Origin of the sequence: uncultured Ruminococcus sp. (assembly GCF_947301925.1) — a bacterium.
Classification (GTDB): domain Bacteria; phylum Bacillota; class Clostridia; order Oscillospirales; family Ruminococcaceae; genus Ruminococcus.
On the sequence record NZ_CAMYUE010000007.1, the window covers coordinates 21184 to 40858 of the forward strand.

Sequence of the window (19675 nt, forward strand, 5' to 3'; positions counted from 1 at the left end):
ATAATCCGGCATATGGCAAGAGCCGCGCTGCTGCACGGCCCCTGATGTCAGTTCACGGAATTCTTCGCGTAGATCGAGAGTATCTGCGAAGCGTCTATGGCGTCCACCACGTTATCGCCGCTGACGTCGGCCTTTGCACGCTGCGAGGTGCTGAGAGTATAGGAGCGTCCCGACATAACGGAAGCGTACTCCGCCAGCACACGGGAGGCGTCAATGGCGTCCAGTCTGCCGTCGCTGTTCACATCGCCGAAGTCCTTTGCGCTGTAAGCCTCGGGGTGGTTCTCGCTTGTACCTATGAAGTACTGCGTCCAGTATACCCTGCCTCCCGACACAGTCACGCCCACGCCTATGTACTGATAGTTGGCGCTGAGGATATTGTTCCTGTGAGCTTCGGAGTTCATCCAGCCGTTCATTACCGATGCTGGCGAATTCTGACCGTAGGCGATATTCTCGCCCAGACGATTCCAGCCTATGCCCAGATCGTCGCAGACAGTAGATATACCGCGGCCGTCGGGACGTACATGATCCCACTTGACAGCGGACTCCCTGGCACGGATATTGGCGGCGTAGTTTAGCTTGGGAAACATTTTCAGCTCCCGCAGGCCTCTCTTGCTCCTCTCCTGATTTACCAGCTTTACCACCTCGGCGGCAAAGCCGTTGGTATCTGCGGCTGAAATGCCTACAGTCTCCTCCACAGGCGAGACCATAGGATCGACGGAAGCAGCAGAGACTCCCGCGGATATAAGGGAAGCTCCCGATATAAGTGCAGCGTACAGTAAAGCGATAAGTTTTTTCATAATGATACCTCCGTAAAGCAAAAGCAGCATAAGCTGCTGTGTATATAGACGATAGTAAAATAATTCTTTGATTTATTATAGCATATAGCACTGTACAAGTCAACAATCAGCGCTGAAATACAACATTTCCCACAAAGAGCAGTAATACCAGTCGGCACAATATACAAAGGACCGCACCCAAAGGTACGGTCCCCGTCTGAAAACATCAAAGTAATAAAAATTACTTGATCTCGATTGTAGCGCCAGCCTCTTCAAACTTAGCCTTAAGCTCGTTAGCCTCAGCCTCGGAAACGCCTTCCTTGATAGCCTTAGGAGCAGACTCAACTACTTCCTTAGCCTCCTTGAGGCCAAGACCGAGAACTTCCTTAGCAACCTTGATAACAGCCATCTTAGCGTCACCGAAGGAAGCAAGGATTACGTCGAACTCAGTCTTTGCAGCAGCAGCGCCGCCTGCAGCACCGCCAGCAGCAGGAGCAGCAGCGATAGCAGCTGTTACACCGAATTCCTCCTGGATTGCGTCAACGAGCTCGGAAAGCTCGAGAACTGAAAGAGTCTTGATATCTTCAACGAATTTTGTGATCTTCTCAGAAGCCATGATAATAATCTCCTTTTTAATAATATTTGCCCTTGTGGGCCGTAGATTTAAGCTGCGGAGCATCTCTCCGCAAATGTGTGGTGAAGGTTCAGGCAGCTATCAAGCAGCTTCCTCTTCCTTCTTCTTGTCTGCAACAGCGTTGAGTGTAGCTGCCAGCTTCTGAAGGGGACCCTGCAGAGAGCCAACGAGCTGTGCGAGAAGGGTATCCTTTGAAGGGATCTTGGAAAGAGCAACAACTCCTGCCTGATCGTAAACCTCACCCTCAACGTAGCCAGCCTTGAGATTGAACTTGTCGTCACCTGCCTTCTCAGCGAACTTACCGAGAATTCTTGCGGGAGCAGTCTGATCGTCGTTTGAAACAGCGAGAGCAGTTGTACCGTTGAGAGCCTCTTCAAAGCCCTCGATACCGCATTCCTTGAAAGCACGGAGAAGCATGGTGTTCTTCTCTACGAAGTAGTTGACGCCGGCCTCACGAAGCTCCTTTCTGAGCTTGGTATCCTCCTCAACGGTGATACCCTTGTAGTCAACGAGAACGCCTGAAACGGAGTTCTTGATGATCTCGGTGAGCTTCTCGACCTTAGCCTTCTTTGCTTCGAGAACTGCATTGCTTGGCATAGTGTGTATTCACCTCCGAATGATTTATGATCGTATTCAGAGAGCAATAAAAAAGCCCATTCCGACAGCGCAGAATGGACAATGATAATTCTATCAATTGCTATTCCTCGGCGGGACTTACTGAGCGTGAGCTCTGCCAGCTGTCTTTAGAATACGATATATACTGTTTTTCACAGCTTGATTATTATACCACACTATTCTGGCTTTGTCAAGCACTTTTTCCGATTTTTTGCAAAAAACTCTTTCTATGCCCGCCTTGCCTGTTTTTTTATTGTATGATACAATTATTTCTGTTACACTTTCCCCTTCAGTTTTGAGATTACTCTATGAAAGCGGAAATGCGCATTACCGATTTTTACATACAAGGAAGGAGCAGCCATGACAGACAATGAATACCGCAGGCTCCTGAAGAAACTGTCCCGAAGGAAACGGTATGGGAGGAATATGCCGAAAATATCAAATAATCAGCAGAAAAGGCGGCCTGAGCCGCCTTTTTTTCATTCTACTATATCCGATATCATCTTGCCGCCCTTTTCGGCATAGAGCACGGGGAAGTAATTGCCTACGGACACCCTCTTGTTCATGAAGGTATGCTTGCCGTAATGCAGCTGTCCGTGGCTGTCCGTGAAGTTATAGTCGCAGATATAATTGGTAAAGCCCGAATTGTCCTGCCTTACGACCACATTGGTTATGGTAGCCTGTCCATGCTGACCGTTCTTTATAAGGAAGCCCTGAACGTTTCTCTTTCTCAGAAGCATGATAACGACAACAAGTCCCACCAGTGCCGATGCAGCCGCGCCGCCGTACAGAGCTATGAGACCTATCTTGTCGGGCTTTCTGTATACCTCGAATGGATTGCTCTCATAGACATAGCACTGATAATGTGCTCCCACAAAGGTATTGCTGCTTCCTACTCCGTTTGATATGCTGGCGTTTATGGTCTTGCCCTCGCTGTTGACGTAGTCAACGTTTGCACTGACGTGCTTGCCTGCCTTGACATAGTCCGTAACGACGCAGTCCGTGAGCACTCCGCCGTCAGGCGGCGTCATTGCGTTTTTGGCAGCGAAAATGAGCGTTGCGGGCAATAGCAGTATAAGCAAAAATCCCACAAAGATCGGTACTCCGACAGACATTTTTTTCATAACAGTTTCCCCCTAAAATAATAAAAATCAATTCACCCGGGAACGGCCGGGTTTATGTATATATAATACATCATTCTACAGCTTTTGTCAATATATATTATACGATTTGACCTGCCTGCGGCAAAAAACGCACAGGGATATCCCTGTGCGTCCTTATGAACTAAATATCAAAGTATTCCGGGTTTTCTTTGCCGAAGCGCGTGAAGCTTTTCTTTCCTCCCAGTATCAGCAGAGTGCCGATGATCGCCATAGGAAATGTAACACCGGCTATGAGAAGGATAGGGCCGACCCATTCACGGGTAGCTATCCTCTGCTTGAACTCACTGTCAATAAACAGATAGCCTTCATACTCCTCGCCCACAACAGGCTCCTTCAGAGTGCGCCTTTTCATGGGGACTTCCTTTACCTCGTTCAGCTCGTTGGTATACTCAGCGAAAAATCTGCCGTCACGTTCGTCTGAAACGGTATAGGTCACGAGCTTGCCTTTTTTATTGATCCGCAGTTCATCGGATACCAGCGATGTCATAATAACAAGGTAGATACCAACAAGGAGCACACCGAAAAGGATCAGTACAGCTCCGCTTATCCTGAATACCTTCTTCTGAACGTCCATTACTTCCTGAGAGCGGACTTTACTGTCTTTGCGATATTCTCGGCAGAGAGGCCGAACTCCTTCAGGAGGTCAACAGCAGGACCTGAGTGACCGAATTCGTCGTTCACGCCGATCTTGATAACGGGAACGGGACAGCACTCTGTAACTGCCTCGGCAACTGCCGAGCCCAGACCGCCGATTATGCTGTGCTCCTCAGCAGTAACGATGAGACCTGTCTCCTTTGCGCACTTGCAGATGAGCTCCTTGTCAAGGGGCTTGATGGTGTGAATATTCACAACTCTTGCAGAAATACCCTCAGCCTCAAGAGTCTTTGCAGCCTCTACAGCCTCGTTTACCATAAGGCCTGTAGCAACGATGGTCACGTCCTTGCCGTCCTTCATTACAACGCCCTTGCCAAGCTCGAACTTGTAGCTTGCAGCGTCGTTGATAACGGGCACAGCAAGTCTGCCGAAGCGCATATATACGGGGCCGTTGAAGTCCAGAGCAGCCTTTACGGCAGCCTTGGCCTCTACGTCGTCGCAGGGGTTGATGATAGTCATGCCGGGGATAGTTCTCATGAGAGCGATATCCTCGTTGCACTGATGTGTAGCGCCGTCCTCACCAACGGAGATACCTGCGTGTGTAGCGCCTATCTTAACGTTGAGTTGGGGATAGCCGATAGAGTTTCTTACGATCTCGAAAGCACGTCCCGCAGCGAACATAGCGAATGTGCTTGCGAAGGGGATCTTTCCGCAGGCAGCAAGACCAGCAGCAACGCCCATCATGTTAGCCTCTGCGATACCGCAGTCAAAGAAGCGGTCGGGATAGGCCTTCTTGAATATACCTGTCTTTGTAGCAGCAGCAAGGTCTGCGTCGAGAACTATCAGGTCCTTGTATTCCTCGGCAAGCTCCTTGAGAGCCTCGCCGTAGCTTTCTCTGGTAGCCTTTTTGATTACATCTGCCATGTTATTAGTCCTCCAATTCCTTTAACTGCGCATTAAGCTCTGACATAGCCTGGTCGTACTGCTCCTTGTTGGGAGCTGTGCCGTGCCAGCCCACCTGATTTTCCATGAATGAAACGCCCTTGCCCTTGGTGGACTTCTGGATTATAGCCACGGGCTTGTCAGTTACAGACTCAGCCTCTGTGAAGGCTCTGTCTATATCGTCGAAGTCGTGAGCGTCCATAGTAATAACGTGCCAGCCGAATGCAGCGAACTTATCCGTGATAGGCTCGGGAGAACATACCTCAGTGATAGGTCCGTCGATCTGGAGACCGTTGTTGTCAACGATAGCCACAAGGTTAGTCAGCTTTTTGTGAGCTGCGAACATAGCAGCCTCCCATACCTGACCCTCTTCGATCTCGCCGTCGCCCAGTATAGCGTATACCTTGTAGGACTTGCCGTCGATCTTTCCTGCCAGAGCCATGCCTGCCGCAGCAGAGATGCCCTGTCCGAGAGAACCGCTGGACATATCCACGCCGGGGATATGGATGCAGGGGTGTCCCTGGAGGAGAGCGCCGATATGACGGAGGGACTTCAGCTCATCTACGGGGAAATAGCCCTTCTGAGCCAGTACCGAGTAGAGTGCGGGAGCAGTATGTCCCTTTGAGAGAACCAGACGGTCTCTGTCAGGAGCGTCGGGGTTCCCGGGATCATTGTTCATCTTGTTGAAGTAGAGATAGGTGAGGGTATCGCTTATAGAGAGCGAACCGCCGGGATGTCCCGACTTAGCGTTATAGGTTCCCTCGATAACGCCCATTCTGACCTTGCAGGCTGTTTTCTGCAATTCCTTTTTAAGCTTTGCGTCCATATTGACCTCCATGATTTTATTTGACGGCCGAAGCCGCAATTTGCGAGAAAAAATACTATGCTCTCAACTCTAATAATTATAGCGCAAAAAAAGTCATATTGCAAGACTTTTCTTGCTCACTGTCATCTGAACATCATCATCACAAGCACTATAACATAAAAGATGAAGAAACCCGTACACACTATGGCAGGAAAGGATATGAGCATCTTGTTCTGCTTTTCGTGGAGGGTACCTTTTATCCTCAGCGCCTTTATAAGGTAAAGCGCCGCTCCCCACATGGGTATGGCCCAGGCTGCAAGCGCCAGGGTAGCGAAGTCGCTGAGGGTGAAATTCGCCGTATGTCCCGAGCTGATACCGCTGAAACTGCTGTATGCGAGCATGGCAAGAAGTCCGAGTACGACGAGAGTTCCGATGATATATATACTTATTGCCGCCTTCTTTTTCATTGTTCTACTATTTGCACCTTTCGATTATATAGTCTATAAGCTCCGCGACTGCGCCCTCGTCATTGGTGCGTGAGAGCACAAGGTCTGCCTTTGATTTCACGGAGTCCTCCGCGTTGGCAGGACAGGCTCCCACATCGGCTCCGACTATCATCTCTATATCGTTGTCGAAGTCTCCGACGGACACGAAGGTACAATCCTCCATGCCTTTCAGTCTGCGGTATTCCGCCAGAGCGGAGCCCTTGCTCACGCCCTGAGGGAGCATTTCAAGAAAAATATCCGAGGACTTTACAAAGTCAACGTCCTCATAAGCCAGCTTCTTCACAAGAAGCTGCATATGCTCCACGTCCTCGGGAGCAAGTGAAAAAAGCACCTTCAGCCAGCCGCCGTCCTCTATATCGGCAAGCTCCGCATAATTTGGGACTATGCCGCAGAGCTTCGTGTGCAGCTGCTGATAATCCGTATTGCTGAAAACATAGGTGCCCTCGGTCTTCAGCACCTCTCCTCCCGCACAGGGCATGAGCTCAAGGAGCTCCGCCGTATATTCCTTGGCGCGAAGGGTAAGGGGGTGGGTGTAGAGGGTCTCTCCGCTGATGTAATCGTGGATAGCCGCTCCGTTATACATTATTATGGGGTATTTCAGTCCGAGTATGCTCCTGAACTGGTCAAAGGACTGTATTGTGCGTCCCGTAGCCACGGTGAAGCGTCCTCCCATGGCAGTGAAGCGCTCAATTGCCTCCCTGTCCGCGTCGGTTATCTCCTTGCGGCTGTTCAGAAGGGTGCCGTCCATATCGCTGAGCAGCACCACTCTCGATATATCTTCAAACAATGGTATCTCTCCTACATTTTTTCAAGCTTTGCCAGCACCGATCTGAAATAATCGGGGAGCTCGCTGGTGAACTCCATATACTCCCCTGTTGAGGGATGTATGAAGCCTATCCTCCTTGCGTGGAGGCACTGTCCCTCCAGCCCCTTATAGGGCTTTCCGTAGACGTCGTCTCCGAGGACGGGATGTCCGATATAGCTCAGGTGTACCCTTATCTGGTGGGTGCGTCCCGTTTCGAGGCGAAGTCTCACATGAGCATAGCCGCCGTACTGCTTTATGACGCTGTAATGGGTGACTGCATTGCGGGAATTCTCCGTGGTCACGCACATCTTCTTGCGGTCGGTCTTATGCCGTCCGATAGGAGCGTCCACAGTGCCCTCGGTATCCCTGAAGTATCCGCAGGCCACCGCCTCGTATTCACGGGTAAAGCTGTGAGCCTTTATCTGCTCCGCCAGCTTCAGGTGAGAGGCATCGTTCTTGGCAACTATGAGCAGACCGCTGGTATTCTTGTCTATGCGGTGGACTATACCGGGACGGATAATACCGTTTATGCCCGAAAGGCTGTCTCCGCAGTGGTGCAGGAGAGCGTTTACGAGAGTTCCGCTGTAATTTCCGTGAGCAGGGTGTACCACCATGCCCTTTGGCTTGTTCACCACAAGGAGGTCGCCGTCCTCATAGACTATATCCAGAGGGATATCCTCGGGAACAGCGTCCATTGGCTCAGGCTCGGGGATATCCACTGTTATCTCCTCGCCGCCTCTGAGCTTGTAGTTCTTGTTTATGCTGCTGCCGTCCGCAAGGACAAGCCCCTTTTCGATGAGGCCCTGTACCGCGGAGCGTGTGAGCTCCCCGATATTTTCTGTGATGTACTTGTCTATGCGGCTCCCCCTGTCTTCGGGAGAGGCTGTGAGTATCATGCGCTCACTCATTTTCTTCCGCCTTTGCAGCCGCGGCCTTCTTCTGCTTTTCAAGCTTGGGGTCGATGAACAGCGCGTACCAGAGAAGCAGCACGAAGGCTATGGTAACGCATATGTCAGCGACGTTGAATATGGCAAAGTGGAACAGCTTTATCTCAAACATATCCACAACATAGGCGAAACGGAAGCGGTCGATAAGGTTGCCTATACCTCCTGCTATGAACAGGGCAAGAGCAATATCCAGAAGCTTTGAGCGGCGGTACACCTTGAACAGCAGCACTATCCCGCCTGCCACCACCAGTGTGGTGAAGCCGATGAGGAACCAGCGCTGTCCCGACATACTTCCGAAAATGGCACCGTCGTTTTCCAGATAGGTAAGATCCACTATCTTATGGCTGCCGATGTGTATGAAGTCCATACTGCCCACGGGCTGAAGCTCGTGGATCGCCCAGTATTTCACAAGCTGATCCGCTCCTACAAGGAGGACTATCAGCACAGCAAGAAATATTGCCATAGAGTTTTATCCTTTCAATAAGACTGCCTGCCGACTGCATCAGCCGACAGGCAATGAGGTTACATTTTTAAGCTTCTACAGCTATTGCGCATCTCTCGCAGAGTGTGGGGTGGTCATGATTCGTACCCACATACTTGCTGAAGCACCAGCAGCGCTCGCACTTCTCACCCTCTGCCTTAGCCACCTCGAAAACGGTGTCGGCGCCTGACTTTTCGACCTCTACTCCCGATACTATCAGGATATCCTTCAGGTCGTCGGCCAGTGCAGCATATCTGTCGTAGTCGGCGTCGCTGCTCTTTACGATGATCTTAGCTTCAAGGGACTTACCGATGGTCTTGGCGTTACGAGCCTCCTCGAGAGCCTTGTTTGCGCCGAGACGGGCGTTGTATATGAATTCCCACTTGTCGATGAAGTCGGCAGAGAACTCTATGCCGCTCTTCTCAGGCATCTGGTTGAGGAATACGCTTTCCTTGTCGTCGCCTGCGGAGTGGGGCATGAACTGCCATATCTCCTCGGCTGTGAATGAAATGATAGGTGCGGCAAGTCTTGTTATCGCACTGATTATGCGGTACATTGCCGTCTGAGCTGCGCGGCGGAGAACAGAGTCCTCCTTCTCGCAGTAAAGTCTGTCCTTGATGATATCAAGATAGAAGTTGGACATATCTATTACGCAGAAGTTGTGGAGCGCGTGGAGTGCGATATGGAAATCGAACGCCTCGTAGCCCTCCTTCATCTTGTCGATGAGGTTATCCAGCTTCATGAGAGCCCACTTGTCAAGCTCAGTGAGCTGATCGTCGGATACGCAGTCCTTGTCGGGATCGAAGCCGGCGCCGTTGCCCAGGTTACCCAGTATGAAACGTGCGGTATTTCTGATCTTCTTGTATGCGTCCGAGAGCTGGCCGAGTATGGGCTTAGAGATACGGATATCGCTGTGGTAGTCCGAAGAAGCTGCCCACAGACGGAGTATATCCGCGCCGTACTGGTCTGTTATCTCACTGGGGTCGATACCGTTGCCGAGAGACTTGTGCATTGCCTTGCCCTCGCCGTCAACTACCCAGCCGTGGGTGCAGACTGCCTTGTAGGGAGACTGTCCCTTGTATACAACAGATGTGAGGAGCGATGACTGGAACCAGCCTCTGTACTGATCTGCGCCCTCAAGATAGAGGTCGGCAGGCCATGTAAGGCTCGGGAAGTCCTTGCCCTCCATAACGGATGTATGTGATACGCCGCTGTCGAACCATACGTCCATGATGTCGTATTCCTTGGTGAACTCGCTGCATCCGCACTCGCACTTGACGCCTGCGGGTATGAATTCACTTGTATCCTTTATCCACCATGAATCGCTGCCTTCCCTGCGGAAGAGCTCGGAGATAGCGGAGATGGTCTCGTCGTTGCAGATGGGCTTGCCGCAGTCCTTGCAGTAGACAACAGGTATGGGAACGCCCCATGTTCTCTGACGGGAGATACACCAGTCACTTCTGTCGCGAACCATGCCTTTGATCCTGTCCTCGCCCCACTCGGGTATCCACTTTACGGACTCGATGGCCTTTATAGCCTCGTCCTTGAAGCCGTTTACGGAGCAGAACCACTGCTCTGTAGCTCTGTAGATGATAGGGCTGTTACATCTCCAGCAGTGAGGATACTGGTGGACGATCTTCTGTGTAGCCAGCATAGCGCCCAGCTCTGTGAGCTTTGCGGCGATAGCCTTGTTTGCCTGATCCGTGTCCATGCCCTCGAATTCGCCTGCCTCGGCGGTCTGCTTGCCCTTTGAGTCAACGCAAACGATGATACCGATATCGTCGTACTTCTTGCACACCTCAAAGTCCTCAACACCGTAGCCGGGCGCTGTATGTACGCAGCCCGTACCGCTTTCAAGAGTAACGTGGTCGCCTACGATTATGGGTGAGGGACGGTCGTAGAGGGGATGCTTTGTCTTCATGCCCTCAAGCTCCGCGCCGGTGAAGATGTGCTCTGTGGTATACTCTGTGATACCGGCAGTCTCCATGGTGGTCTTTACAAGCTCCTCAGCCATTACATAGTATTCATCGCCTACATGGACGAGAGTATAGTTGTACTCGGGTCCCAGACAGATAGCGAGGTTGCCGGGGATAGTCCATGTGGTAGTTGTCCATATAACGAAATAGATCTTTGAGAGGTCAAGTCCCAGGCCTGTGAATATGCCCTTGTCGTCGGTGACGTTGAACTTGACATAGATAGAATAGCAGGGATCGTTGGAATACTCGATCTCAGCCTCGGCAAGCGCGGTATTGCAGTCGGGGCACCAGTATACGGGCTTCAGGCCCTTGTACATATAGCCCTTCTTTACCATGGAGCCGAACACCTCTACCTGCTTTGCCTCGTACTCGGGGCGGAGGGTAAGGTAGGGATAGTCATAGTCGCCCAGAGAGCCCAGTCTCTTGAAGCCCTTCATCTGATTGGCCACCTGAGTCATGGCGTACTCGCGGCAGTGCTTTCTGAGGTCAACTGCGGGGATAGCGCCGTTCTCAACGCCGATAGCCTTCATAGCCTTCAGCTCGATAGGAAGTCCGTGGGTGTCCCAGCCGGGAACATAGGGAGCACAGAATCCGCTCATATTCTTATACTTTACGATGAAGTCCTTGAGAGACTTGTTGAGGGCGTGACCCAGATGGATCTCTCCGTTTGCATAGGGAGGTCCGTCGTGAAGTATATAAGAGGGCTTGCCCTTGTTCTTCTCTACCATTTTGTAGTAGAGTCTTTCATCTTCCCATTTTTTGAGAGTTTCGGGTTCTCTCTTGGGCAGATTTCCCCTCATGGGAAATTCTGTCTGCGGTAAATTAAGCGTACTGTTATAATCCTGTGCCATACTATCCGATCCCTCTTACAAAAGACTGAGGGATCCTCCTTTCGATCTTATTGATTGATGATTATTCCTCTTCTGTCTCGGCAGCAACTGCTGCTGCGATCTCCTCTGCTGTCTGAGCTTCCTCCTCTTCGCCGGCTGCCTCATCAAAGGTCTCGGGCATGGACGAGATGAGCTCCAGATGGCTCTTGTACATATCGAACAGGCTCTTCTTGAAGTCTGCTACCTGCTGCTGAGCCTCGATGAGAGCCTCCTTCTCCTTGGCGATCTCCTCGCGGTTCTTTTCCATAGCCTCGGCGTGCTGACGAACAGCCTCGTCCTCGAGGGCGTCTGCCTTTGCCTGAGCCTCTGCGATGATCTGCTCTGCCTTCTCGTTGGCGTCGCTGAGCACCTGGTGGCCCTGCTTCTGAGCGCCGAGGAGAGCGTCTTTGAGAGCGTCCTCGTCTCTCATATACTCTCTTACCTTGTCAGCAAGAACCTGTATCTTGCTGTTAGCTTCTGCACGCTCGCGCTCCATTTCGTCAAGCTCAGCCTCCAGCTGTGAGAGGAATTCGTCTATCTCCTCCTGCTTGTAACCGAATGCAGCCTTCTCAAATCTCTTATTTCTAACGTCCTTTGAAGTTATCATTTCATTCACCTCTAAATATATTTTCTAAGACTAATGTGTATGCGGCCTTTCTTTGTTGTGCCGTCTATACCGGAAAGTACAAATCTTCCGCAGCCTCTGACGGAGAGTATATCCCCCTCCTTCAGTTCATATGAGACCGAGGAAACCGTAAAATGATTCACATCCACCTTATCGGAGCGGATAAGCATGGCTGCCTTCTCACGGCTCACATGAGCCGCCAGCCCCACTGTACAGTCAAGGCGCAGGGAAGCCACTGTTCCGCATATATCCTGAAACTTCTGAGCACTGCTTAGCTCAAACGGTCTGTCGTCGGCAAGCTTTACGCCCACTCTGCCTATCTTTGACACAGAGGAGCCTATGAGCCTTGCCGCCACCTCTGTGACGAAGGTCTGGGCGATGCCCTCGCCCACCACTATATCTCCTATGACCTCGCGCTTTATCTGCTGAGCCATGAAGGAGCCGAGAAAATCCCTGTGTGTCAGCTTATCCTCGCTGCGGTAGGTGAAGGTAAGGCATTTCATGGGGAACTCCTCCGTGATATAGTCATGGCAATACTCCGGGTACACCGCAAGCATTTTCCGTCTTGCGTCCCCGTAGCCTCCGTAGAGCATATATCTCAGGTCTCCCGTATTCCTCCTGCACCATTCCTCAGCCTCGACGCACTGTCTTTCGTCAAGAAAGGCGGAGAACTGTGCCGTGCCGTCCCTTTCGCAGAGGGCGGTCATATCGGCCAGTCTCGCGGCAAAGAGCTTATCCGGCTGATCGTTCATCAGATGAATACGCCGTTGTTCTCCAGCTCGCCTACAAGGTCCTCGCCGATGAAGCCTACATTATAAGGAGTAATGATGTAGGTGAGGTTTGCAACGGGCTTGAGGCTTCCGCCGTTTGCGTAAGCAACGCCTACGAGGAAGTCGATGATCCTTCTCTTGTTCTCGGGAGAAGCTGTCTCAAGATTGAGAACTACTGTCTTCTTGGCAATAAGATGATCTGCTATCTGCTTTGCGTCTGTGAAAGCCGAGGGCTTTACCAGTACTACCTGAAGCTGTGCGGTAGTCTGGATATTAACGACCTTGTTTCTTCTTCCGGTACCGATGGAAGCGCTCTCGTTCACGGGAGCATCGTCCTGATCGGCAGGTGAAAAGCTGCGCTCACGCTCGTGACGTACCGGAACATCAGCGTCAAAATCGTCGTCCTCTGCAGCAAAGAAAAATTCCTTAATGTTCTCAAAAAGTTTCATCTTAATACTCCTTCTCCGCATTATTTATATTTTATATCTCTTCACAGGACCAATGCGGAGCATCCCGTGTTGATGATCCAGCGTTCCGCTGTATAGGTTACTTTGAGTAATCCCTTGCGCCGAAGAGCCCCGTGCCTATGCGCACCAGGTTCGAGCCGTACTTAACGGCTTCGGCGTAGTCATGGGTCATGCCCATGGAAAGGGTATCCATACCCTTGTATACGGAGGCTATGCTGTCGTAGAGCTCCTTCATCTGTCCGAGGAAGATATCGCTGTCCGACGGGGGCGGTATGGTCATGAGACCTCTCACACGCACTCCCTCAAGCTCCGAAAGCTCATCGATAAGCTGTTTCAGTTCCGTCGGAGCAACTCCGCTCTTGGAGTCCTCTCCCCCTATATTCACCTCGCAGAGGATATCCATTACCCTGCCGTTCTTCACGGCCAGGCGGCTTATCTCCTGTCCCAGCTTAATACTGTCAACGGACTGTATCATGCTTACCGCATTTATAATGTATTTCACCTTGTTGGTCTGCAAATGTCCTATGAACTGGACCTCTGCCGACCTGTCGTATGCTTCTGCCTTTGAGAGGTATTCCTGCACCCTGTTCTCGCCGAGAAGGTCTATGCCCAGCTCTATGGCATGGTTCACCGCCTCGGGAGCAACGGTCTTTGTGACCGCCATTATGCGGAGCTTATCGTCGGGGCTGCGGTACTTTGCCATAGCCTCGGTACATCTCTCTCTTATTATGCGCAGATTCTCGTCGATATAAGCGAGATCGTTACTGCTCATCATCCTTATCGACCCCCTCGATCATTATATCGTCGTAGAGCTCAAGAAAATCGGTATCGTCAGTGATCTTTGAGAGCACATAATCGCTTCCCTCGTATATAACGTCTATCTTCTTGAAGAGCACCTGCTCACCCTCGCGGATATACACGCCCTTCCATGTGGAGGTCTTTGTCTGCTCATTTCCCTGATCGTCGGTGACGGTCTCGGTGACGTCCTTGAAGCGTATGGCTTCACGGGGCACCCTGAGCCCTGTATATTCGCCCTTGATAAGTTCTACTCTCTCTGTTCTGTGCTGCACCAGCTCATAATTGAACTTGTCGCAGAAGATTATCATGACGCTCTTGTCGGCTCTCTCGTCGCGGATATCGGTTATCTCGGCGGGATAGGACTCGGCGGACGAGTCGAATCTCAGGCTTATGCTGTCACCGATGGCGTACTCCTTGCGGGAGTTGTCCACCACTACAGCGAGATACCAGCCGTAGCCGTCGATGAGCTTGCCCACCACGTTGGGAGCGGTAGACTTCTTGTCGGTTATGCTCTCTATCATGGATGAGGTTATCTGATCCAGACCTGCTGTGGTCAGCTTGTCCTCATAGCCGTCGCAGTAGCTGGCGAAATACGCCGAACGGGGCGAGGTTATGAGCTCCTTTGATACCACCGACCTTGCCTCCAGCTTGGCTATCTCGGCCTCGATATCTGATATCTTCTGGCCGAAGCCCTGGACCTCATTGGTCATGATCTGATATGTACTCAGCTGTACGAGAAGATCGTCCTTGACGGTCTCGAGGCCTTCGAGATCGCCTGTATCCCTGCAATAGATAAGGCTGCGATAGCTTGTATCTATATTCTCGGACAGACTTGCGGGCTGTGCCGATTCAAGGGTACCGGGATTCTGTATCTTCTTCAGTATATTCAGCTCCTTTTCCAGCTTAGCCTTTTCGCGCTTGATACTGAGCTGCTCGTCGTCGGGGTAGGCCTCTGCGATAACCGTATCGCTTCCCACCTTGCCGCCGTCGGCCACATTATAGCTCAGCACGCCGTTGCCGCTGTAGAGGATCATCTCCTCGTCCCTGATGAACACGCCCTTGTACTCCTTGGAGGACACGGCGGAGGCTGTCAGGGCGGAAACGGTATCGCTTTCCCTGTTGCGGAAGTTATAGACTATGCTGATAAAGATTATCAGAAGCAGCACCAGGACGACGTTTCTCAGCGTCTTGACCATGAAGCTGCCTTCCGATCCTGTTAAGCGCATTCAGATCACCCTTAGTCGTTTTTCTCGGAAGCGTCGAGGATAGAAACTGCTCTCGCAGGTATGATCGTGGATATAGCGTGCTTGTAGACCAGCTGCTGCTTGCCGTCGCAGTCAAAGATAGCAACGTAGCTGTCGAAGCCTCTTACCATTCCCTTGAACTGAAAGCCGTTGGTAAGGATGATAGTTACCATGATCTTGTCTTTTCTGCACTGATTGAGGAACACGTCCTGCAGATTGATTGTTTTGTTCATACACATTCTCCTTTGTTTATTTGTTTGCGTGAAGGGTTCTGTGGGTAAAATGTTTTGTCAAAAATACCGCATAGAAATACACACAGTACATTATATCACATTTCAAAGTGTTTGGCTATAGTTTTTTTGCATTTTTCTAATATTTCATTCTTTTTATTAAATCCGTCAACCATTATCCATTGGATACGGCTGTTCCGCCTGAACCATGTGAGCTGTCTCTTGGCGTATCTCCGTGTTTCCTGCTTGATGATGCCTATACAGTCCTCAAGCTCCGCTTTCCCCTCAAAATATGGGATAAGCTCCTTGTAGCCTATGGCGTTGGCAGCGGTCTTCATGCCGCTCTCCTGCCACAGCTGACGTGCTTCTTCGACAAGGCCTGCCTTCACCATCTCGTCAACGCGGAGGTCTATGCGGTCGTAGAGCTTCTGCCTGTCCTCGAAATTAAGGCCGATTATCAGCGAATCATAGGGACTTTCCACCGTTCTGCTCTCGCGTTTCAGGTCACTGAAGCGCCTGCCCGTAACGTGACAGACCTCCAGTGCGCGGACCACACGCACCAGATTATTGGGGTGTATGCCCTCTGCTGCCTCGGGATCCAGCTCCGCAAGACGGGTGTGGAGGGCTTCGCTGCCCTTCTCCTTCGCAAAGTCGTACAGCTCCCGACGGTAGGCCTCGTCACTGCCCCCCTCGGAGAACTTCACATTCTCAAGGAGAGAGTCGATGTAAAGTCCCGTGCCGCCTACGATTATGGGCAGCTTCCCGCGTGAGAGTATCTCCCGTATCTTCTCATTTGCAAGGCTGACATAGTCCGCGGCGCTGAAGCTCACGTCCCTGTCAAGGAAGTCCATGAGATGGTGCGGTATTCCCTGTTTTTCCTCCTCCGAGGGCTTTGCCGAGGCTATGTCCATGCCCTTGTATATCTGCATGGAATCGGCGGAGATAACTTCTCCGCCGTATATCTTCGCAAGCTCAACGCCCAGCCATGTCTTGCCCGACGCCGTCGGACCCACCACAGCCAGCACAAAGGGCTTGTTATTCTTTTCCTTCATTTTCGATTTCTCCAGACTGTATTCTCCTGATCGAATCTGCCGACTGCTTCTTCCGTAAGATTCTTTTCACCAGCTTTATCACAGCAATGACGGCCAGAAGTATTCCGCCCAGTGGTATCAGTATCAGCAGATAAAAGGGCGGTCCCATATCCACATCGCAGGTCAGATTGCTGCCGTCCGCTTTTATCGTGTACGCAGCTTTGCCAAAGGGTACGCTTTTTACTCTGACCTCGTTGGTGATCCCGAGTATATTTCCGTCCTTGTCGCAGTAGGCTACCTTTATATGGCGGTAATGGTCAAATATATTCTCATCGCCTGTTTCCAGTCCAAGCTCCATATGCTTGTTTTGGGAATCAGGCGACAGGTCGTACTCTTCCAGTATAGCGGTGGAATGCTTCAGAAGCAGACTTGCATAGCCGCCCTCATTGTATTTGGCAAGCTCGCAGTTACCGTCCAGTCCGAGTAAATGCCCGTTAAATCCATGAACATATCCGCCCTCGCCCTCATACCTGTTCCAGTTTTCTTTTACCAGTATATCCGCAAAGGCAGTGCCCTCGGGGACTTCGCCGAAGCTTATTTCCAGGTGAGATGTATCAGTATCCCATGCCAATGCGTTTATACCGCCGAAAATGCACATAAATAACGAAAAATATACTGCAATGAATGCTTTTGCCGCTCGTTTCATAGTGTCTCCTTACGTTCTTTTGAACTGATGGGATATATTGCTCTTGGTCATGGTGAACATAACAGGTCTGCCGTGAGGACAGTGGCGTATCCTCTCGTCGAAGTAGACCTGCTCCGCAAGGGATTGCAGCTCCGCTATGTCGTTCTTGTCGTTGCCCTTTATGGCCGATTTGCAGGCAACTGTGTGGAGCATATCGTCCAGCATATGAGACTGGGGATCATGGCTGTACATACGGAGATTGTTGGCTATCTCCGAGATTATGTCCTCCATGTCAAGCTCCATTATGAAGGTGGGAACTGCCGTTGCCACAACGCAGGGCTTCTCCGAGAAGTCAAAGGCAAAGCCCAAGTCGGCAAGGAGCTCCTGATTTGCTTCAAGGGCGCTTATCTCGTCCCCTGTAAGCAGCACGCGAACTCCCGTAAGGAGCTGCTGGCTGTACTGTCGGCAGTTGCGGCTTTTCAGCCGCTCGAATATTATCCTCTCATGGGCGGCGTGCTTGTCTATCATTATCATGGTGTCGTCGTCCACCTCGGCGATGACATAGAGCCCGAAGGCCTCGCCGATCACGCGAATCTTCGGCTTTTCCGTCCATACGGACTCCGCGGCAGGCTCGGGCTCCGCAGGCTTCTGCACGGGCGCTGCGGTGAACGCCTGCTGTGTGATATAGCTGAAGCCCTCCACAGGCTTCGGCGGCTCGGTCTCCTGTACTACAGGTTCGGGAGCTTTTACGGGCTCTGGAGCAGTCTCCGTCACGGGAGCTGTCTCCGCTTCTCTTTCATATACGGGAGCCGCAGTCTGTACGGGCTCATCATAGGCGGGACTTGCGGTGATATCCACAGTTGCGGGAGCTTCGCCGATCACCGGCTTCGGAGCTGTGAACGCAGCCTGCGGAGGTTCATGCGCAGCCACGGGAGCCTCCGCAAGCTTCCGCTCCGCCTCCTCTATCTTGTCAACGGGAGTGAACAGGAATTCCTGCTGCTTCAGCTCCTCCTGCTCCGGAGCAGCCTTCGTCCAGTCCGCATGGGGCTTCAGCTCGAATTCGTATATGAGACCGTCCTTCATCATGGCGTTCTTCACCGCGAAATAAATTGCGTCGGAAACGGATTTCTCGTTGGTGAAGCGCACCTCCGCCTTGGTGGGGTGGATATTCACGTCCATGGCGCTGGGAGCCAGGTCTATGAGAAGCACGCAGGCAGGGAACTTCCCCGTCATTATCATGTTGGTGTAGGCGTTTTCCAGAGCTGCCGAGCAAAGCCTTGAACGGACATATCTGCCGTTCACGAAGAAGTTCTGGAAGGCGCGGTTGTTCCTGGAGTACAGCGGCTTTATGACGTAGCCGCTTACCTTTACTCCCTCGTATTCGTAGTCCACGGGTATGAGGTCGCGGGCAAAGTCACGTCCGTACACCGCATACACAGCCGAGAAAAGCTCTCCGTCGCCGCTGGAATTGAACTCCGTGCGGTTGTCGCGGATAAAGCGGAAGGCTATATCGGGGTGGGACATGGTTATCTTCTGGAGAATGCTGCTCACCGCATTTCCCTCCGTCACGTCCTTCTTCATGAACTTGCGGCGTGCAGGCACGTTGAAGAACAGGTCGCGGATGATCACGGTGGTGCCGTCGGGGCAGCCGCTCTCCTCATGTGACTTCTCCACGCTGCCCTCTATGGTGTACATTGTGCCGAAAAGCTCCTGGCGCTGCTTGGTCATTATCTCCACACGGGCAACTGCCGCCACAGAGGCAAGAGCTTCTCCGCGGAAGCCCAGGGTGAGGATATTGTCCAGATCCTCCTTGGCGCTTATCTTGCTGGTGGCATGGCGCAGAAAGGCCTTGGGAACGTCGCCGAAGGACATTCCGCAGCCGTCGTCCGTGACGCGCATATATGTGGCGCCGCCGTTCTTTATCTCCACGGTGATGTGTTTAGCGCCCGAGTCGATGGAATTCTCCACCAGCTCCTTAATGACCGACGAGGGGCGTTCTATGACCTCGCCTGCGGCTATGAGCTCTGATATTTCCTTGCTGAGGACATTGATAGGGGGCATTGCTTTCTTCCTTTCCTGTCAGCGCAGCTCAGACCAGCTTCACCCATTGGGGAGTGAGTATAACTCCGCCGTATTCGATATGCTCGGCGGTGAATTTTGCTGTGTCCATGCGTCCGAACTGCTTTTCCGATACGATGGCGAATGGACAGGCAGAGGGCAGAGCTCCGTCCTTTATCTCCTGCTCCGTCACCATTTCCCCGCAGAGCTCCAGCTCCGTCTGGACAGTCCTTGCCTTGGGAAGTATCCACAGCTTCCCCGCAATGGACTTCAGCTTCTCCACGGCCTCCTTTTTGTAGGTATGGTCCTCGATATGGACGTCCTCCTGGGGTATCAGAAGGGTGAAGCTGTACTCGTTGTCCGCGGGATAGTTATTGCTTATGAAGCAGCGTATCTCGGGGAATTCATCACAGCCGAATATCATCTGCTTGTAGTCGTTCTCGCTGCTCTCGCTGTCGCCGAGGACGAAATCCGCCTCCAGCTTCTTCTGGTTCCACTCCATTATCTCCTCGAGGCTGTCGTTCGCGGCGCTGTATGCGCCCTTCCTGAACTCCAGCCCCGCGTGCCTGATATAAGCGGTAAGCTCCTTCATATTGTCATAATCCAGCTCATAGCGGCTGAATTCCATTATGATCGAAAAGTATGCGGGCATTT

General features: G+C 51.8%; 22 protein-coding genes. All 22 read right to left on the reverse strand.

Annotated features, from left to right (window positions below):
* Positions 1-47: 47 nt before the first annotated feature.
* The gene (locus Q0Y65_RS09525) at positions 48-797 is read right to left on the reverse strand and encodes a CAP domain-containing protein (protein ID WP_297959199.1); all 750 of its coding nucleotides are present in this window, start codon (positions 795-797) and stop codon (positions 48-50) included.
* A gap of 220 nt (positions 798-1017) precedes the next feature.
* Positions 1018-1392, reverse strand: coding sequence for a 50S ribosomal protein L7/L12 (gene rplL, locus Q0Y65_RS09530; RefSeq protein WP_173370009.1), 375 nt, complete (start codon positions 1390-1392; stop codon positions 1018-1020).
* A 99-nt stretch (positions 1393-1491) separates the two neighbouring features.
* Positions 1492-2007 carry a 50S ribosomal protein L10 gene (gene rplJ / locus Q0Y65_RS09535; protein WP_297959201.1) on the reverse strand — a complete coding sequence of 172 codons (516 nt, stop codon included), beginning with the start codon at positions 2005-2007 and terminating at the stop codon, positions 1492-1494.
* Positions 2008-2504: 497 nt separating this feature from the next.
* A complete protein-coding gene (locus Q0Y65_RS09540) occupies positions 2505-3149 on the reverse strand; it encodes a hypothetical protein (RefSeq protein ID WP_297959203.1) in 645 nt (214 codons plus the stop codon).
* Positions 3150-3309: 160 nt separating this feature from the next.
* Entirely contained in the window at positions 3310-3762 is a 453-nt protein-coding gene (locus tag Q0Y65_RS09545) for a hypothetical protein (protein ID WP_297959205.1), read from the reverse strand.
* Positions 3762-4706 (reverse strand): transketolase family protein, encoded by a 945-nt coding sequence (locus Q0Y65_RS09550; RefSeq protein WP_297959207.1) that lies wholly within the window; start codon positions 4704-4706, stop codon positions 3762-3764. The genes Q0Y65_RS09545 and Q0Y65_RS09550 overlap by 1 nt, the downstream gene beginning before the upstream one ends.
* Before the next feature lie 4 nt (positions 4707-4710).
* Positions 4711-5550, reverse strand: a complete 840-nt coding sequence (locus tag Q0Y65_RS09555; RefSeq protein WP_297959209.1) for a transketolase — start codon at positions 5548-5550, stop codon at positions 4711-4713.
* Between the two features lie 122 nt (positions 5551-5672).
* On the reverse strand, positions 5673-5996 hold the full coding sequence (locus Q0Y65_RS09560) for a hypothetical protein (RefSeq protein WP_297959211.1): 324 nt from the start codon (positions 5994-5996) through the stop codon (positions 5673-5675).
* Between the two features lie 7 nt (positions 5997-6003).
* The gene (locus Q0Y65_RS09565; protein ID WP_297959213.1) at positions 6004-6822 is read right to left on the reverse strand and encodes an HAD family hydrolase; all 819 of its coding nucleotides are present in this window, start codon (positions 6820-6822) and stop codon (positions 6004-6006) included.
* Between the two features lie 11 nt (positions 6823-6833).
* Positions 6834-7748 carry an RluA family pseudouridine synthase gene (locus Q0Y65_RS09570; protein ID WP_297959215.1) on the reverse strand — a complete coding sequence of 305 codons (915 nt, stop codon included), beginning with the start codon at positions 7746-7748 and terminating at the stop codon, positions 6834-6836.
* Positions 7741-8250: a signal peptidase II gene (gene lspA, locus Q0Y65_RS09575; protein ID WP_297959217.1), complete on the reverse strand. Its 510-nt coding sequence runs from the start codon at positions 8248-8250 to the stop codon at positions 7741-7743. Before lspA ends, Q0Y65_RS09570 begins: the two co-directional genes overlap by 8 nt.
* A 67-nt stretch (positions 8251-8317) precedes the next feature.
* Complete coding sequence (ileS, locus tag Q0Y65_RS09580; protein ID WP_297959219.1) at positions 8318-11095, reverse strand: isoleucine--tRNA ligase; 2778 nt, start codon at positions 11093-11095, stop codon at positions 8318-8320.
* 61 nt (positions 11096-11156) lie between these two features.
* Complete coding sequence (locus Q0Y65_RS09585) at positions 11157-11720, reverse strand: DivIVA domain-containing protein (protein WP_297959221.1); 564 nt, start codon at positions 11718-11720, stop codon at positions 11157-11159.
* 11 nt (positions 11721-11731) lie between these two features.
* On the reverse strand, positions 11732-12490 hold the full coding sequence (locus Q0Y65_RS09590; RefSeq protein ID WP_297959223.1) for an RNA-binding protein: 759 nt from the start codon (positions 12488-12490) through the stop codon (positions 11732-11734).
* A complete protein-coding gene (locus Q0Y65_RS09595; RefSeq protein WP_297959225.1) occupies positions 12490-12957 on the reverse strand; it encodes a cell division protein SepF in 468 nt (155 codons plus the stop codon). The genes Q0Y65_RS09590 and Q0Y65_RS09595 overlap by 1 nt, the downstream gene beginning before the upstream one ends.
* A 97-nt stretch (positions 12958-13054) precedes the next feature.
* Positions 13055-13750, reverse strand: coding sequence for a YggS family pyridoxal phosphate-dependent enzyme (locus Q0Y65_RS09600; RefSeq protein ID WP_297959227.1), 696 nt, complete (start codon positions 13748-13750; stop codon positions 13055-13057).
* Positions 13737-14999 (reverse strand): HlyD family efflux transporter periplasmic adaptor subunit, encoded by a 1263-nt coding sequence (locus Q0Y65_RS09605; RefSeq protein ID WP_297959229.1) that lies wholly within the window; start codon positions 14997-14999, stop codon positions 13737-13739. Before Q0Y65_RS09605 ends, Q0Y65_RS09600 begins: the two co-directional genes overlap by 14 nt.
* A gap of 11 nt (positions 15000-15010) precedes the next feature.
* Positions 15011-15250, reverse strand: coding sequence for an RNA chaperone Hfq (gene hfq, locus Q0Y65_RS09610; RefSeq protein WP_019679069.1), 240 nt, complete (start codon positions 15248-15250; stop codon positions 15011-15013).
* A gap of 95 nt (positions 15251-15345) precedes the next feature.
* Positions 15346-16299 (reverse strand): tRNA (adenosine(37)-N6)-dimethylallyltransferase MiaA, encoded by a 954-nt coding sequence (gene miaA, locus Q0Y65_RS09615; RefSeq protein ID WP_297959231.1) that lies wholly within the window; start codon positions 16297-16299, stop codon positions 15346-15348.
* Positions 16283-16984, reverse strand: a complete 702-nt coding sequence (locus Q0Y65_RS09620; protein WP_297959233.1) for a hypothetical protein — start codon at positions 16982-16984, stop codon at positions 16283-16285. Before Q0Y65_RS09620 ends, miaA begins: the two co-directional genes overlap by 17 nt.
* A gap of 9 nt (positions 16985-16993) precedes the next feature.
* Entirely contained in the window at positions 16994-19024 is a 2031-nt protein-coding gene (mutL, locus tag Q0Y65_RS09625) for a DNA mismatch repair endonuclease MutL (RefSeq protein WP_297959235.1), read from the reverse strand.
* Between the two features lie 28 nt (positions 19025-19052).
* Complete coding sequence (locus Q0Y65_RS09630; RefSeq protein WP_297959237.1) at positions 19053-19673, reverse strand: hypothetical protein; 621 nt, start codon at positions 19671-19673, stop codon at positions 19053-19055.
* Positions 19674-19675 lie beyond the last annotated feature (2 nt).

Coding starts and splice junctions, on each gene's coding strand:
- Q0Y65_RS09600 (WP_297959227.1), bottom strand. CDS start 13,750: ATGATGAGCAGTAACGATCTCGCTTATATCGACGAGAATCTGCGCATA.
- Q0Y65_RS09620 (WP_297959233.1), bottom strand. CDS start 16,984: ATGAAACGAGCGGCAAAAGCATTCATTGCAGTATATTTTTCGTTATTT.
- miaA (WP_297959231.1), bottom strand. CDS start 16,299: ATGAAGGAAAAGAATAACAAGCCCTTTGTGCTGGCTGTGGTGGGTCCG.
- hfq (WP_019679069.1), bottom strand. CDS start 15,250: ATGAACAAAACAATCAATCTGCAGGACGTGTTCCTCAATCAGTGCAGA.
- Q0Y65_RS09605 (WP_297959229.1), bottom strand. CDS start 14,999: ATGCGCTTAACAGGATCGGAAGGCAGCTTCATGGTCAAGACGCTGAGA.
- mutL (WP_297959235.1), bottom strand. CDS start 19,024: ATGCCCCCTATCAATGTCCTCAGCAAGGAAATATCAGAGCTCATAGCC.
- Q0Y65_RS09630 (WP_297959237.1), bottom strand. CDS start 19,673: ATGCCCGCATACTTTTCGATCATAATGGAATTCAGCCGCTATGAGCTG.
- Q0Y65_RS09590 (WP_297959223.1), bottom strand. CDS start 12,490: ATGAACGATCAGCCGGATAAGCTCTTTGCCGCGAGACTGGCCGATATG.
- Q0Y65_RS09550 (WP_297959207.1), bottom strand. CDS start 4,706: ATGGCAGATGTAATCAAAAAGGCTACCAGAGAAAGCTACGGCGAGGCT.
- Q0Y65_RS09540 (WP_297959203.1), bottom strand. CDS start 3,149: ATGAAAAAAATGTCTGTCGGAGTACCGATCTTTGTGGGATTTTTGCTT.
- Q0Y65_RS09570 (WP_297959215.1), bottom strand. CDS start 7,748: ATGAGTGAGCGCATGATACTCACAGCCTCTCCCGAAGACAGGGGGAGC.
- Q0Y65_RS09555 (WP_297959209.1), bottom strand. CDS start 5,550: ATGGACGCAAAGCTTAAAAAGGAATTGCAGAAAACAGCCTGCAAGGTC.
- rplJ (WP_297959201.1), bottom strand. CDS start 2,007: ATGCCAAGCAATGCAGTTCTCGAAGCAAAGAAGGCTAAGGTCGAGAAG.
- Q0Y65_RS09595 (WP_297959225.1), bottom strand. CDS start 12,957: ATGAAACTTTTTGAGAACATTAAGGAATTTTTCTTTGCTGCAGAGGAC.
- Q0Y65_RS09560 (WP_297959211.1), bottom strand. CDS start 5,996: ATGAAAAAGAAGGCGGCAATAAGTATATATATCATCGGAACTCTCGTC.
- lspA (WP_297959217.1), bottom strand. CDS start 8,250: ATGGCAATATTTCTTGCTGTGCTGATAGTCCTCCTTGTAGGAGCGGAT.
- ileS (WP_297959219.1), bottom strand. CDS start 11,095: ATGGCACAGGATTATAACAGTACGCTTAATTTACCGCAGACAGAATTT.
- Q0Y65_RS09545 (WP_297959205.1), bottom strand. CDS start 3,762: ATGGACGTTCAGAAGAAGGTATTCAGGATAAGCGGAGCTGTACTGATC.
- Q0Y65_RS09585 (WP_297959221.1), bottom strand. CDS start 11,720: ATGATAACTTCAAAGGACGTTAGAAATAAGAGATTTGAGAAGGCTGCA.
- rplL (WP_173370009.1), bottom strand. CDS start 1,392: ATGGCTTCTGAGAAGATCACAAAATTCGTTGAAGATATCAAGACTCTT.
- Q0Y65_RS09525 (WP_297959199.1), bottom strand. CDS start 797: ATGAAAAAACTTATCGCTTTACTGTACGCTGCACTTATATCGGGAGCT.